Here is a 12,782-nt window from a genome sequence, read left to right as displayed (position 1 = left end):
AAAGCAGCTTATCGGGTACCTCCTCGCGCACGTGTAGACGCAAACGCGTGAACTTTTTATGAATGAAGGGCAGCAGGGTCGGCAACAGATAGGGACCCAATGTAGGTGGCACACCCAACCTATACGTTGAGTAGGTATGGTCACCAAGCAAATGGGCAGACTCGATGAGATTACGCCATTGATTCAAGAGTTCCCGTGCATTGGGCAAAAGCTCGCGCCCTGCTGGCGTCAGATAAGTGGCACTGCGGCTTCGCTCCAGCAGTACAACGCCCAACGCTTCTTCTAAACTGCGAAGTTGAACGGTAAGAGTCGGCTGAGTAACCCCTAAGCGCGTAGCCGCCTGTCTCAACGAGCCCGCCTCGGAAACTTCAAGAAAATACTCTAGCTGTCGCAATGAACGCACGGCGGATTCCAAAGATATTCATGTGATAGATTAAATCTATACCCTATAGCGATTAATGTCTATATATTTTGCAACGCATTTAGATCATTGTATGCCCCAAACTTAAATGGAAGGGTGCCGTGTTGTCTGCTTTTAAATTTGACCTATCCCATCTACGCGGTGACATCTACGGGGGCCTCACGGCCGGTGTAGTGGCAATCCCTCTTGCACTCGCCTTCGGTTTAGCCTCGGGCCTAGGCCCCATTGCGGGTATGTACGGCGCAATTATAGTAGGATTTTTTGCCGCCTGGTTCGGGGGAACACCTACTAACGTATCCGGACCAACAGGCCCCATGGTCGTGGTACTCGCGGGATTGTTCGCGAGTCTCTCTGGAGATGTTGGGCTTATCTTGACTGCGGTCATGCTCGCAGGTCTCATACAGATTGCTCTCGGGGTTTTTAAACTCGGCGACTTGATCCGCTTGGTACCCTACCCCGTTGTATCCGGCTTTATGAGCGGAATTGGAGTGATCATTATTATCCTCCAGCTTGATGCGACGTTAGGGCATGCAGCACCTGCAGGCACCGTTCCAGGACTGGCCTATCTACCCACTGCCCTGGCAAGTATCAACTGGTCTGCGCTGTCCGTTGCTGCACTAACGCTTGTGGTTGTCTACAGCTGGCCCACCGCTTGGGGCAAATACCTCCCTGCGCCGCTGGCAGCACTCACAGCCGGTACTGTTCTATCGCTGTTTGTTGGCGCCATGCCAATTCTTGGCGATATACCCAGTGGCTTACCCTCATTGCATCTACCGGTCTTTGACCAATCGGCATTCGCGCTGGTCTTAGAAGCCGCGGTTATATTGGCAGTTCTTGGCTCGATCGATAGTTTATTGACCTCACTTGTTGCCGACAACATGACACGCACGCGTCACGATTCTAACCAAGAGCTCATAGGCCAAGGTATTGGTAACGCGGTCGCGGGCTTATTTGGAGGCATTGCCGGCGCAGGTGCCACTATGCGTACGGTTGTTAATGTCCGCTCAGGTGGTGTCACTAGACTCTCCGGAATGATCCACTCACTGGTGCTCGCAGCCGTTGTTCTAGGTGTCGGACCCGTGGCCGCATATATACCCCACGCTGCACTCGCGGGTGTTCTCATCAAAGTGGGACTAGACATTATTGATTTTAGCTACCTCAAGAATGCCCATCGCGGACCTCGCTGGGATCTAGCCTTGATGGTTATGGTTCTCGGCTTGACCGTGTTTATTGACCTCATAACCGCTGTAGCGGCCGGGGTAGTACTTGCCGCTTTAGCCTACGTACGCCAAGTGGCTGCAAGTCAGCTCGATGACTTGCTATCTCGACCGCTTACACCAACAAGCGAAGAAGAGCGCGAATTACTACATGATATTAAAGATCGAGTCACCATTTTCGAATTCGGGGGTCCCTTGAGTTTTGGTGCCGCTGCTGATGTTGGCCATCATGTCCGAGAGCGCTACCGCGATGGCATGCGCGCTATTGTGCTCGACTTCCAGCGAGTACCCTTTCTCGATGTTTCCGCGGCACGGGCCGTCGAGACAATCGCCTGTGATGCGAAACGTGCGGGCAAGCGAACTTTTGTTACAGGGATGTCCGATGAGATCGCTGAAACACTCGTTGGGCTAGAAGCGGACTGCTGCTTTGACATCGAAAAAGACCGCTATAAAGAACGCATAGAGATATTGCGGATGCTTAAGCAAGAATTCCCTGCCCATTGACGTCTCCAACCGATCCCGCGGCAATCGGGAGTGGGCGCAACGACAACCAGTAACACATTGTCAGGAAACGCAGTTCCGATCTTCGTAAAGGAATGCCACAGACAAACCGTTACTCAAACGCTAAGTATTGGAACCTCGCTCAAGCGGGGTTTTTTTATTCTCCGCGTTCCGGTTGCTGACTACTAGCAAGCAGTCACCGCGAGACGAATTGTACTCGTCTATCCGAGATATGATGGAGCATGCTCTTAGGGTTAAACTAGCCCTTGACTACCGGTGGACTACTCACATGCACCTTGCCCTACTCGCCCTTTTTGGATGCCAACTAGCTGGCGATCTCCTTGCAGCGCAATTTGGCATACCCATTCCTGGGCCCGTGATGGGGATGATGCTAATGCTTGCCTACCTTGTGTTGACCGGCGGCGTATCGGAAAGCATGCAGACAATCGCGAGCCCGCTTCTTCGACATATGTCGCTACTCTTCATTCCGGCAGGTTCGGGGATACTGCTCTATCTCGAGTTAATCAAGGACGAATGGCTACCGATCGCCGTGGCCATTTCTGTCAGTACGCTAGTCACCCTGTTAGTGAGTGCAAGTGTCATGCGCTTGGGCCTGTCCGACCATGACATAGAGCAGCGAGAGCCGTGAGCATGCTCGTCGATAATCTAGCGGGGCTCCCAGAGCTGGCGGCGCTCGCGCAAAATGCTGCTTGGAGTGTTCCTCTAACGGTGGCGTTTTACCTTATAGCGCTTTGGTTATTTAGGCGTTCGGGGCAGTCCCCGCTTGTCAACCCAGTGTTGCTCGGCATGGCCGGCGTGATGACAACGCTCCACCTAACAGATACGCGCTATGAGGACTATTTTAACGGTTCTCAAGCTCTACACTTTTTGTTGGGAACCGCCACGGTTGCCTTAGCAATTCCTCTCCATCAACAGTTACAGCATCTGCGACGCACCGCGCTACCGCTCATATTGAGCGTTGGCGCAGGTTCACTCACTGCAGCCCTGAGCACCTTATTCTGCATTAGCTGGCTTGGCGGTTCAGAGCTGACAATGCGCTCGCTGGCCGCTAAGTCTACGACCACCCCTGTTGCTATGGCTATCGCCGAGCAGCTAGAAGGGCTGCCGGCGCTTGCGGCTGTTACTGTCATCATTACTGGGATTTTGGGTGCCATCTTTGGTTTGGGCATCCTCCGCCTAACGGGCATTGTCGATCCACGTGCGCAGGGAATAGCTATAGGTATTGCTGCGCACGGCATCGGTACAGCCCGTGCTTTGCAAGTCAGTCACGCTTTGGGAGCCTATGCGGGGCTCGGGATGGGCTTGAGCGCATTGTTCACCGCGATATTAGTGCCGCCAGTGTGGTATGTATTGGGGCCTTATTTAGTCACAGGATAATAAAGAAGAGGGTTACGACTTCGACACTCGCTGATTGACTTAGTGTCGAAGTCGATTCAGCTAAAACTCACACGGAACATTTCAGCTGCGTTTCCAGGGTGATTAGCCTTTCATTTTGACCATCATATCGATCATCTTATTAGCGAAATTGCTGTAAGGCGGCGTCATAAATTTCATCGCCGTAGTTTTGGCTTGATAAAACACGGGCCGCATTTTGGAGCACGCCGTAAAGCCCTCATAGCCGTGGTAATGCCCCATACCCGAGGGTCCGACACCACCAAAAGGCAAGTCGTGCTGCGCAACGTGGAATAACGCATCATTCACCGTTACACCACCCGACATAATATTCTCGATATAACGGTCAACCAATGCGCTGTCATTACTAAACGGATACAGTGCGAGCGGGCGGTCATGGCTATTTACATAATCAATAACTTCTTGGGGCTGCTCATAAGGCAAAACCATCAGCAAAGGACCAAAGGTCTCCCGCTGGCGGATGATCATCTCAGGCTGCGTATCGAGTACCAAATGCAAAGGCATTTTGCGTGCTGCGGGGTTGGCTTCTTGCTCACTCAACTTAACAATGCGCGCGCCTTTTTCTTGGCAATCTACTAGCGTGTCTTGCAATCGCTTAAATGACAGGTCGTCAATAATCGACGTGTAATCATCGGCATTGATATCGGCACAGTGCTTAGCTGCCCACTCCTTACAGAGGGTAACAAACTCCTCGATCTGCGTTTTGTGCACAAACACATAATCGACGTTAGTGCAGATTTGACCGGCGTTGAAGCGCTTAACAAATAAAATGCGTTCTACTGCTTTTTGCAGCGAGAACGACTTGTCGATGACCGCAGGCGCTTTACCGCCTAGCTCGAGAATGACGGGCGTCAGATTCTGTGCCGCGGAAGCCATGACTTTACGACCCGTTTGGCCCGAGCCTGTGAAAATAATGAGATCGAAAGGAATCTGTGAAAACTCGATCCCTACACCGCCTGTCTCCTCAAAAAACTCGAGTTTTTCCAACGGGAAATAGTTTGGCGAAATTTTGCGTAAGACGCGGGTAAGCGCAACCGAGTTCTCCGACATTTTAACCATGGCGCGATTACCGGCAGCAAAAGCGGCAACGAGCTGAGTGACGGAGAGCATGATCGGAAAATTCCAAGGCACGATAAGGCCCGTAACACCCAAGGGCTGAGGAATCACCCGATTTTTGGCCCCGAAATACATCGTCAAGTCGATGCTTCGACGCTGGGGCTTCATCCATCCCTTTAACTGCTTAATAGTGTGCCCGATGGTGTCAGTCGCAGTAACGATTTCAGCAAATTTACTCTCAAAGCTGGAGCGATTGCCATAGTCTTCACAGATAGCCTGAATAATCTCATCTCGGTTTTCAGAGATCATACGTTTTAGCGCCAGTAAATCTTGCTTGCGCTGAGCAAAATCGGGATAGGGGTTTGCTAGATACGCAGCGCGTTGGCGCTGAAAAGCAGCGTTTAGCTCAAGTTTCGTCGCTTCGACAGATGCAGCCAACTGTCCTGCATCTAGGGTTGCAGCCTGATTCATTATGGGTACTCTCCTTGGGCAACGCCCAAACTAATGTCGCTATTTGCTTTGAAACTACCACAACGAGTGCACGAGATCACTCAGCGACTACATTGCTTTGAAGCGCTATTTGGGCGTGTAGTACGAGAAACTGGCCTGTAACTGACCTGTAAAAGAGCACCGTAATGCCTAATGTAACTCTACTATTAACCGCTCAGCCTCACGGCGAACCTCGTCCGCATCCGGACCAATTAACGTAAGGTGACCCAACTTGCGCCCTTTGCGTATGCCTTTTCCGTAGGTCTGAATGAGCGTCCGAATCGGGCCTTCCGGCATCGTTTTAGGAAGCGCGTCATCGAGAAGATTAACCATTGCCGCGCCCCCTTGCAGTACAGGCTCCACCACGGGCGCACCCAGTACCAAGCGCACATGCTGAATGAATTGGTCTGCGCCTAAGGCACCCATCGACCAGTGCCCGGTATTGTGGACCCTAGGAGCGATTTCATTGACGATTAGTTGCCCTTCAGTGACGAAGAATTCAATCGCGAGCACACCAACGTAACCCATACGTTCAACGAGGCGCCGCGCGTACTCTTGCGCTTGCGCTGCCATTTCCTCATCCACCCTTGCAGGCACAAAACTGCCGATCAGAATACCGTCGCGCATTGCGTTCTCAGTCATGGGGTAACACTGAATAGCACCTTGCTCATCGCGACCCACAATGATCGCGAGCTCGCGCTCAATCGCAATCTCAGCCTCCGCGATCAGCGGGTAGCCGCCTTCCGGTATAGCGTCAATCGAATACTCCCCACCGACACGCCACTGACCGCCACCGTCATAACCCCCCAAAATTCGCTTGCAACGAACATGCGCGCTGGGGAACGTCGCTAGGAGTTGTGCGAGAGCGTCCGAGTCTGGCGCTGTTCCCCAGGGAGATGTGGGAATAGCCAGTTCGTCGAGCATCGCTTTCTGCGTATCTCGCTGGCGTAATATAACGAGCGCTTCATAGCTCGGCGCCAAACCGACTTCATTGGCTGCTCGACGAAGAATAGGATCAGGAATGCTTTCACGTTCAACGGTAATCGCATCGCAGGCAGCGAGAAAGGTATCCAATTCATCTTCAGAGTAAACTCGTCCCAGTCCCGCAACAACGGGCGTCTCATCGAGACAAAGAAATGAGACCTGTATCCCAAGACGGTTGGCCGCTTCACCCAGCATCTGACTGAGCTGACCACACCCAATTATTCCAAGACGCTGCTTCACCGTGCTCTCCTTAATTTTTAATCAAAGGGGGTTCTCTGGGACTTCGTCGGTTTGCGCAGCGCGAAAGCTATCGAGAGCCTTGCGTATATCACGGTCATCATTGGCAAGCATCGCCGCTGCAAACAAGGCCGCATTGACCGCGCCAGGCTTACCCACTGCAAACGTGGCCACTGGCACGCCTTTGGGCATTTGCACAATAGACATTAGCGCATCAATACCATTCAGCACGGTGGCATCCACAGGCACACCCAGCACTGGCACAGGCGTCATAGCCGCCGTCATACCGGGCAGATGGGCCGCACCGCCGGCACCAGCAATAATCGCCTTCAAGCCGCGGTCACGCGCACTGCGCGCGTAGTCATAGAGTCGATCAGGCGTTCGGTGAGCTGAAACAACCTTCGCCTCGTAGGGTATGCCCAGCTGCTCAAGCATGAGAGCGGCACCTTCCATTACGTCCCAATCGGAACGTGATCCCATGATAATTCCAACCGCGATGTCTGACATAGCCACCTCCAGTGGCGGAGAGCAGATCGTATCATTCTCTGCCCGGAACCTTGAATGAAAAAGGGCCCCTTCAGGGCCCCTCTAAAACGCGTTTAGTTTACCACCTAATTCCCTTTTCCGCGTCGAACGCAGACGGGAAAAAATGGCGGAGAAGGAGGGATTCGAACCCTCGATACGCTATTAACGTATACGCCCTTAGCAGGGGCGCGCCTTCAGCCACTCGGCCACTTCTCCATAAGGCGCGGGATGATACCACCGTCTTCTAGCGGGTCAAACCCGTATTACCCGTCTCCGGGGAGTCTTCGCTCCCATCCACAAAAAAACTCGCGATTTCTTCAAGCGGCTTTTTTTGAAGCGCTGCTGCCGGCACCGTGGCATCTTCTGCAGGATGCCCCACCACAATCAGCATGTAGGGACGCTCGGTAGCCGGCCGCTTCAGGATGTTGCTGAGAAACTTCATAGGGTTGGGTGTATGCGTCAGGGTGCCCAATCCAGCGCTGTGCAGCGCATTCAACAGAAAGCCCGTAGCGATACCCACGGACTCTGACATGTAATAGTTCTTACGTTTCTTACCCTTTTCGTCCGTGCCCTGACGCTCCACAAAAATCGCGATAAGCCAGGGGGCGGTCTCCAGAAACGGCTTGAACTGATCCGTACCGAGTTTGCTAAGGTTTTTAAGCCACTCATCTCCGCCACGGCCGCCGTAAAACTCGGCCTCCTCAATTTCTGCGGCCTCCCGAATCTCACGTTTGACACGGGGGTCGCTAATGCAGGCAAAGTGCCAGGGTTGGTGGTTGGCGCCGCTCGGAGCTGTGCCCGCCGCGCGAACGCAGGCTTCTATGATGTCTTTAGGGACCGGTGTGGCAGCAAAGTCACGCACCGAGTGCCTCTTGCGGACATGCTCAAGATAACTTAAGGCATGCTCCCGCGATTCTTTGTCTGACAGTTTCTGAACATGGGGCAACGGTATCGCTTCGTAATCATCGCTCATGAGAGATACCGGCGCACTCCAGACTAGCTATTGTCGCTAACGGGGGACTCGGTGCCGGCGTCGCCTCCAGCGATCTTGTCGTAGATCTCCTCGCGATGCACCGCCAGATCGCGGGGGGCGTTGATACCAATGCGTACATTACCGCCTTTCACGCTGACCACGGTGACCGTGATGTCGTCACCCAGCCTCAACGATTCGCCCTCTTTCCGTGTCAGGATTAGCATGTATTCCGTCCTATGTTGGCGCCGGCCTTACGCTGCGCTCCCAGAACTTAGGCAGCGGACTCTTCCTGAGGTTCCGCATCCAGTCCAAAGGATGAGTGGAGGGCACGCACGGCAAGTTCCAGAAACTTCTCTTCGATAATCACCGAGATTTTAATCTCCGAGGTGGTAATCATCTGGATATTGATTCCCACGTCGGCCAAAGCCTCAAACATCTGACTGGCCACACCGGCGTGAGATCGCATGCCGACCCCCACGACAGAAATTTTCGCGATGCGGCTGTCGGAACGGACTTCCCGGGCACCCAGTTCCGCAGCGATCTGTTTGAGAATCTCTTCACCCCGCGCCAACTCACTGCGGGACACGGTAAAGGTAAAGTCCGTGCTGTTGTCCTCGGCGACGTTCTGAACAATTACGTCGACCTCAATGTTTGCATGACCAATGGGGCCCAGAATCTTGAAAGCGACCCCGGGCATATCGGGTACGCCGAGAATAGTGAGCTTGGCCTCGTCACGATTGAATGCGATGCCGGCGATTGTAGGGGTTTCCATAGGGTCTTCCTCTTCTTCAAGGCTGATAAGGGTGCCCGGCCCATCCTGAAAGCTGTGCAGCACCCGCAGGGGCACGTTGTACTTCCCCGCGAATTCCACAGCCCGAATCTGCAACACCTTGGATCCCATGCTGGCCATTTCCAGCATTTCTTCAAAGGTGATTTTGTCCAGACGCTTTGCACCGTCCACGACCCGGGGATCCGTGGTGTAAACCCCATCCACATCGGTGTAGATCTGACACTCATCGGCCTTTAAAGCCGCTGCCAGGGCCACGGCCGTCGTATCTGAACCACCCCGACCCAGGGTTGTGATATTGCCGTGCTCATCCACACCCTGGAACCCGGCAACCACCACGACGTTACCGGCGTCGAGATCCGCGTGGAGCCTGACGTCGTCGATTTCCCGAATTCGCGCCTTGGTATGCGCGTCATCCGTGAGAATGCGTACCTGGGAACCGTTGTAGCTTTTTGCCGCCTTGCCGCGCTTTTGCAGCGCCATCGCCAGGAGAGCGGTGGTCACCTGCTCGCCCGTGGACACAAGCACGTCCATTTCCCGGGGCACGGGCTGATCCTGTATCTGCTGCGCCAGGTCGATGAGACGGTTGGTCTCGCCACTCATCGCCGAGACCACAACTACAATGTCATGACCCTGATCCCGAAAACGGGCCACCTTGTCAGCCACCTGCTCGATACGTTCCACACAACCTACGGAGGTGCCGCCGAATTTTTGAACGATCAGCGCCATCTCAAGCCTTCAGGTTCTCAGACACCCACGCGGGCACCGCTTCCAGAGCGGCGGGCAACAAGGCGGGCTCGGTGCCGCCGCCCTGGGCCATATCGGGCCGACCGCCGCCCTTGCCGCCCAGGCGTCCTGCGAACTCCCGCATGAGATCGCCGGCGCGCACGCGGTCCGTGAGGTCTTTTGTCACTCCCGCCACCAGGGCCACCTTCTCGTCATTCACCGCGGCCAGCAGAATCACGCCGCTACCCAGCTTGTTCTTGCACTGATCCATAATCCCGCGTAACGCACCGGGATCGGCACCGTCGACTGCCGCCGCAAGGACCTTCACGCCGTCCACATCGATCGCCGAGGCGGTAATGTCGCTGCCCGCTGATGAGGCCAATTTCTGCTTCAGGCGCGCGAGTTCCTTTTCCAGGTCACGATTTTGGCTCCTTAGGGCCGCCACCTTGTCACTGACGTTGTCTGTGGTTGCGCGAATCACCTCACAAACCCCCGCGAGAGCGTCATCAACGGCACGTATTTCACGAAGGGCGTGCTCTCCCGTCACGGCTTCAATACGGCGGACACCGGAGGCAAGACCGCCCTCTGACACAATGCGAAACAGGCCGATGTCGCCGGTTCGCCCCACGTGGGTACCTCCACAGAGCTCTACAGAAAATTCGTTCTCGCCCATGGTCAGCACCCGAACTTCGTCGCCGTATTTCTCTCCGAATAGCGCCATGGCACCCGCGTCGCGGGCCTCATCCATGGACATGACCTGCGTAGTGACCTCGGCATTGGCACGGATTTGGGCGTTGACGCTGTCCTCCACCGCCCGCAGCTGCGCTGAAGTCATTGCCTCGGGGTTGGAGAAGTCAAAACGCAGGCGCTGCCCGTCCACCAAAGACCCCTTCTGGGCCACATGCTCTCCCAGTTCATAGCGCAAGGCGGCGTGGAGCAGATGCGTCGCCGAGTGATTCAGGCGTGTCTTGTGGCGCAGCGCGTTGTCGATTTCGCAGTGCAACGAGTCACCCACAGCGATGGTGCCCTCAAGCACCTCGCCGTGGTGGAGATGATGCCCCTGAGCTTTGGTGGTATCGCTCACTTCGAAGCGAAGTCCGTCGCTGCTGAGATATCCACTATCCCCGGCCTGTCCGCCGGACTCACCGTAAAAGGGTGTGCGATCAAGGATGACTACGCCGCTATCACCGGCATTCAGGGCCGTAACCTCCTCGCCGTCACGTAGCAGCGCAACAACTTCCCCGCTGCCGGTGCTTTGGTCATAACCGGTAAACAGCGTTTCCCCCGCCAAGGTAAGCGTGGTGTTGTAATCGACGGCAAAAGCACCGCCTTCTTTGGAGCGCGCGCGCTGAGCCTGCATGGCGGCTTCATAGCCCTGCATATCCAGACTGAAGTCACGCTCCCTGGCAATATCATTGGTGAGATCCACGGGGAATCCATAGGTGTCATAGAGCTTGAACACCACATCGCCGGGAATAACGGTCCCGTCCATGGCGGCCAATGCTTCATCGAGTATCACCATGCCCTGCTCGAGGGTGCGGGCAAATTGCTCTTCCTCACCCCGGATCACGTCTTCAATACGCGTCTTCTGCTCGCGCAGCTCGGGATAGAAATCGCCCATTTGTACGACCAGCGACGAAACAAGCTTGTGGAAAAACAGAGAGTCGGCACCCAGCTTGTTACCGTGGCGGATTGCCCGGCGCATGATGCGACGGAGCACGTAGGACCGGCCCTCGTTGCCCGGGAGCACGCCATCGATAATGAGGAAAGCACTGGATCGGATATGGTCCGCAATAACCCGTAGCGAGGATGCCTTCAGGTCATCGGTGCCCACCACCTCAGCGGCAGATTGAATCAGCGCCTGGAACAGATCGATCTCGTAGTTGCTGTGCACGCCCTGGAGAATCGCGGCAATACGCTCCAAACCCATCCCGGTGTCCACGGAGGGCTTGGGCAGCGGCGCCATCTCGCCGTCGGCACTGCGGTTGTACTGCATGAAGACCAGGTTCCAGATCTCAATGTAACGATCGAGATCATCATCGGCACTGCCGGGAGGCCCCCCGGGCACATCCTCACCATGGTCATAGAACACCTCGGAGCTCGGTCCGCAGGGTCCCGTATCCCCCATCTGCCAGAAATTGTCTTCATCCAGCCGGGAGATACGCTCAGCGGGAAAGCCGATATCCTCTATCCAGATTTTCTCAGCCTCGTCATCGGTGATATGCACCGTGACCCACAGCTTTTCCCTGGGAAGGCCCAACTGCACCGTAAGAAAGTCCCAGGCAAAGCGAATCGCCTCCCGTTTGAAGTAATCGCCAAAGCTGAAGTTGCCCAACATCTCGAAGAACGTGTGGTGTCGTGCGGTGTAGCCCACATTCTCCAGATCGTTGTGCTTTCCGCCCGCACGGACGCAGCGCTGGGCACTCACCGCCCGGCTGTAAGGTCGGGACTCAGCGCCCAGGAACACGTCCTTGAACTGGTTCATGCCCGCATTGGTAAACAGCAGCGTCGGGTCATCAGCGGGCACCAGAGAGCTACTGGGTACACGCTGGTGTTCGTGGGACTCAAAATAGGCGAGAAACGCCTCGCGGATTTCTCCGGTTTTCATGACTTGCTCTCTCTGATAGCACTCCGGGGCTGCCGGATGGCAAATGTAGTATTAGTTGTCGGTGCGATTGCTTGCGCCGACTCAGGAACAAAGGTGTGGCGGATTCAACCCACCATTTTACCTTCACTGAGGGTGCTGCCTGCAATAATGTGCATATGGAGATGGTGTACCGTCATCCCCACGCCCTCACCGTTGTTGATGATCAGTCGGAAAGCATCAGCGACGCCCAACTGTCGGGCCACGTTCCCCGCCGCCAGCATCAGGTGTCCCAGAAGTGCCTGATCAGAATCTTCAGCGTCAGACAGCTTTTCGATAATCTTTTTAGGGATGAGCAGCACGTGTACCGGCGCCTGGGGATTGATGTCGTAGATGGCGATGCAGTGTTCATCCTCGTAGATTTTTTCTGCGGGAATCTCACCGTTGATGATTTTTGTGAAAATACTGTCCGCCATAACTAATATCTACCTCCTTCCATAGGGTACTTTCGTGAAAATGTAGAAAATGTAATAGCCGCGCAACTCGGCGCGAGTGGGCCTGCACCCGCGCTTCCCCGGGCCCTTATCTCAACCGAGTTTTTCGTCTGCGGTGAGTTGACGCGCTTCCTCTTCGAGCATGACAGGTATGCCATCACGTACCGGATAAGCCAGACCGCTGGCTTTGCAAAACAGCTCCTCGCTTGCCTCGTTGTACTCCAGAGGAGCCTTGCTCACGGGGCATACCAGGATGCTCAAAAGCTTCTTGTCGAGCACGGGGATTTTTCCTTCTGGATAAAAAAGCGCCAGTATACGGTTTTTTGGGCGCTTACTGGAGTACCGAAGAGGGTT

Annotated in this window: 13 protein-coding genes and 1 tRNA gene; 3 read left to right on the top strand and 11 right to left on the bottom strand. The window is 55.0% G+C overall.

All coding sequences use genetic code 11. The annotated features are described in order from the left end of the window. On the bottom strand, nt 1-403 hold a 403-nt coding region (locus ACTG3T_RS12360; RefSeq protein WP_439102578.1), incomplete at its 3' end, for a LysR family transcriptional regulator. Between the two features lie 119 nt (nt 404-522). Here ACTG3T_RS12360 and ACTG3T_RS12355 point away from each other — a divergent pair. From ACTG3T_RS12355 to ACTG3T_RS12345, 3 genes are all read left to right on the top strand, one after another. Next, entirely contained in the window at nt 523-2,142 is a 1,620-nt protein-coding gene (locus tag ACTG3T_RS12355) for a SulP family inorganic anion transporter (RefSeq protein ID WP_439102577.1), read from the top strand. 286 nt (nt 2,143-2,428) lie between these two features. Next, nucleotides 2,429-2,788, top strand: coding sequence for a CidA/LrgA family protein (locus ACTG3T_RS12350; protein ID WP_439102576.1), 360 nt, complete (start codon nt 2,429-2,431; stop codon nt 2,786-2,788). Nucleotides 2,789-2,790: 2 nt separating this feature from the next. Then, nucleotides 2,791-3,537, top strand: a complete 747-nt coding sequence (locus ACTG3T_RS12345) for an LrgB family protein (protein ID WP_439102586.1) — start codon at nt 2,791-2,793, stop codon at nt 3,535-3,537. A 102-nt stretch (nt 3,538-3,639) separates the two neighbouring features. Here the strand turns inward: ACTG3T_RS12345 and ACTG3T_RS12340 are convergent, their stop codons facing one another. The 10 genes from ACTG3T_RS12340 to ACTG3T_RS12295 all read right to left on the bottom strand — a co-directional run bounded on the left by ACTG3T_RS12340 (nt 3,640) and on the right by ACTG3T_RS12295 (nt 12,707). Next, nucleotides 3,640-5,100, bottom strand: a complete 1,461-nt coding sequence (locus ACTG3T_RS12340) for a coniferyl aldehyde dehydrogenase (protein ID WP_439102575.1) — start codon at nt 5,098-5,100, stop codon at nt 3,640-3,642. A 168-nt stretch (nt 5,101-5,268) separates the two neighbouring features. Further along, nucleotides 5,269-6,342 carry an ATP-grasp domain-containing protein gene (locus tag ACTG3T_RS12335; protein WP_439102574.1) on the bottom strand — a complete coding sequence of 358 codons (1,074 nt, stop codon included), beginning with the start codon at nt 6,340-6,342 and terminating at the stop codon, nt 5,269-5,271. Nucleotides 6,343-6,363: 21 nt separating this feature from the next. After that, on the bottom strand, nt 6,364-6,819 hold the full coding sequence (gene purE, locus ACTG3T_RS12330) for a 5-(carboxyamino)imidazole ribonucleotide mutase (RefSeq protein ID WP_439102573.1): 456 nt from the start codon (nt 6,817-6,819) through the stop codon (nt 6,364-6,366). Between the two features lie 170 nt (nt 6,820-6,989). Next, nucleotides 6,990-7,080 (bottom strand) — tRNA-Ser (locus tag ACTG3T_RS12325). Nucleotides 7,081-7,108: 28 nt separating this feature from the next. Further along, nucleotides 7,109-7,837: a nitroreductase family protein gene (locus ACTG3T_RS12320; RefSeq protein ID WP_439102572.1), complete on the bottom strand. Its 729-nt coding sequence runs from the start codon at nt 7,835-7,837 to the stop codon at nt 7,109-7,111. Between the two features lie 23 nt (nt 7,838-7,860). Continuing rightward, nucleotides 7,861-8,061, bottom strand: a complete 201-nt coding sequence (csrA, locus tag ACTG3T_RS12315) for a carbon storage regulator CsrA (RefSeq protein WP_439102571.1) — start codon at nt 8,059-8,061, stop codon at nt 7,861-7,863. Nucleotides 8,062-8,108: 47 nt separating this feature from the next. Then, entirely contained in the window at nt 8,109-9,353 is a 1,245-nt protein-coding gene (locus tag ACTG3T_RS12310) for an aspartate kinase (RefSeq protein ID WP_439102570.1), read from the bottom strand. A 1-nt stretch (nt 9,354) separates the two neighbouring features. Next, entirely contained in the window at nt 9,355-11,958 is a 2,604-nt protein-coding gene (gene alaS, locus ACTG3T_RS12305) for an alanine--tRNA ligase (protein WP_439102569.1), read from the bottom strand. A gap of 104 nt (nt 11,959-12,062) precedes the next feature. Continuing rightward, the gene (locus tag ACTG3T_RS12300) at nt 12,063-12,410 is read right to left on the bottom strand and encodes a histidine triad nucleotide-binding protein (protein WP_439102568.1); all 348 of its coding nucleotides are present in this window, start codon (nt 12,408-12,410) and stop codon (nt 12,063-12,065) included. Nucleotides 12,411-12,521: 111 nt separating this feature from the next. Next, on the bottom strand, nt 12,522-12,707 hold the full coding sequence (locus ACTG3T_RS12295; protein WP_439102567.1) for a Trm112 family protein: 186 nt from the start codon (nt 12,705-12,707) through the stop codon (nt 12,522-12,524). Nucleotides 12,708-12,782: the final 75 nt, after the last annotated feature.

The sequence above is a fragment of the Congregibacter sp. genome (genome assembly GCF_965660375.1).
GTDB lineage: Bacteria > Pseudomonadota > Gammaproteobacteria > Pseudomonadales > Halieaceae > Congregibacter.
This window is presented reverse-complemented; position numbering and strand designations above follow the sequence as displayed.

Excerpts from the sequence above, each read along its gene's own strand:
- ACTG3T_RS12350 (WP_439102576.1), top strand. The coding sequence starts at position 2,429 with ATGCACCTTGCCCTACTCGCCCTTTTTGGATGCCAACTAGCTGGCGAT.
- ACTG3T_RS12345 (WP_439102586.1), top strand. The coding sequence starts at position 2,791 with ATGCTCGTCGATAATCTAGCGGGGCTCCCAGAGCTGGCGGCGCTCGCG.
- ACTG3T_RS12340 (WP_439102575.1), bottom strand. The coding sequence starts at position 5,100 with ATGAATCAGGCTGCAACCCTAGATGCAGGACAGTTGGCTGCATCTGTC.
- purE (WP_439102573.1), bottom strand. The coding sequence starts at position 6,819 with ATGGGATCACGTTCCGATTGGGACGTAATGGAAGGTGCCGCTCTCATG.
- ACTG3T_RS12320 (WP_439102572.1), bottom strand. The coding sequence starts at position 7,837 with ATGAGCGATGATTACGAAGCGATACCGTTGCCCCATGTTCAGAAACTG.
- csrA (WP_439102571.1), bottom strand. The coding sequence starts at position 8,061 with ATGCTAATCCTGACACGGAAAGAGGGCGAATCGTTGAGGCTGGGTGAC.
- ACTG3T_RS12310 (WP_439102570.1), bottom strand. The coding sequence starts at position 9,353 with ATGGCGCTGATCGTTCAAAAATTCGGCGGCACCTCCGTAGGTTGTGTG.
- alaS (WP_439102569.1), bottom strand. The coding sequence starts at position 11,958 with ATGAAAACCGGAGAAATCCGCGAGGCGTTTCTCGCCTATTTTGAGTCC.
- ACTG3T_RS12300 (WP_439102568.1), bottom strand. The coding sequence starts at position 12,410 with ATGGCGGACAGTATTTTCACAAAAATCATCAACGGTGAGATTCCCGCA.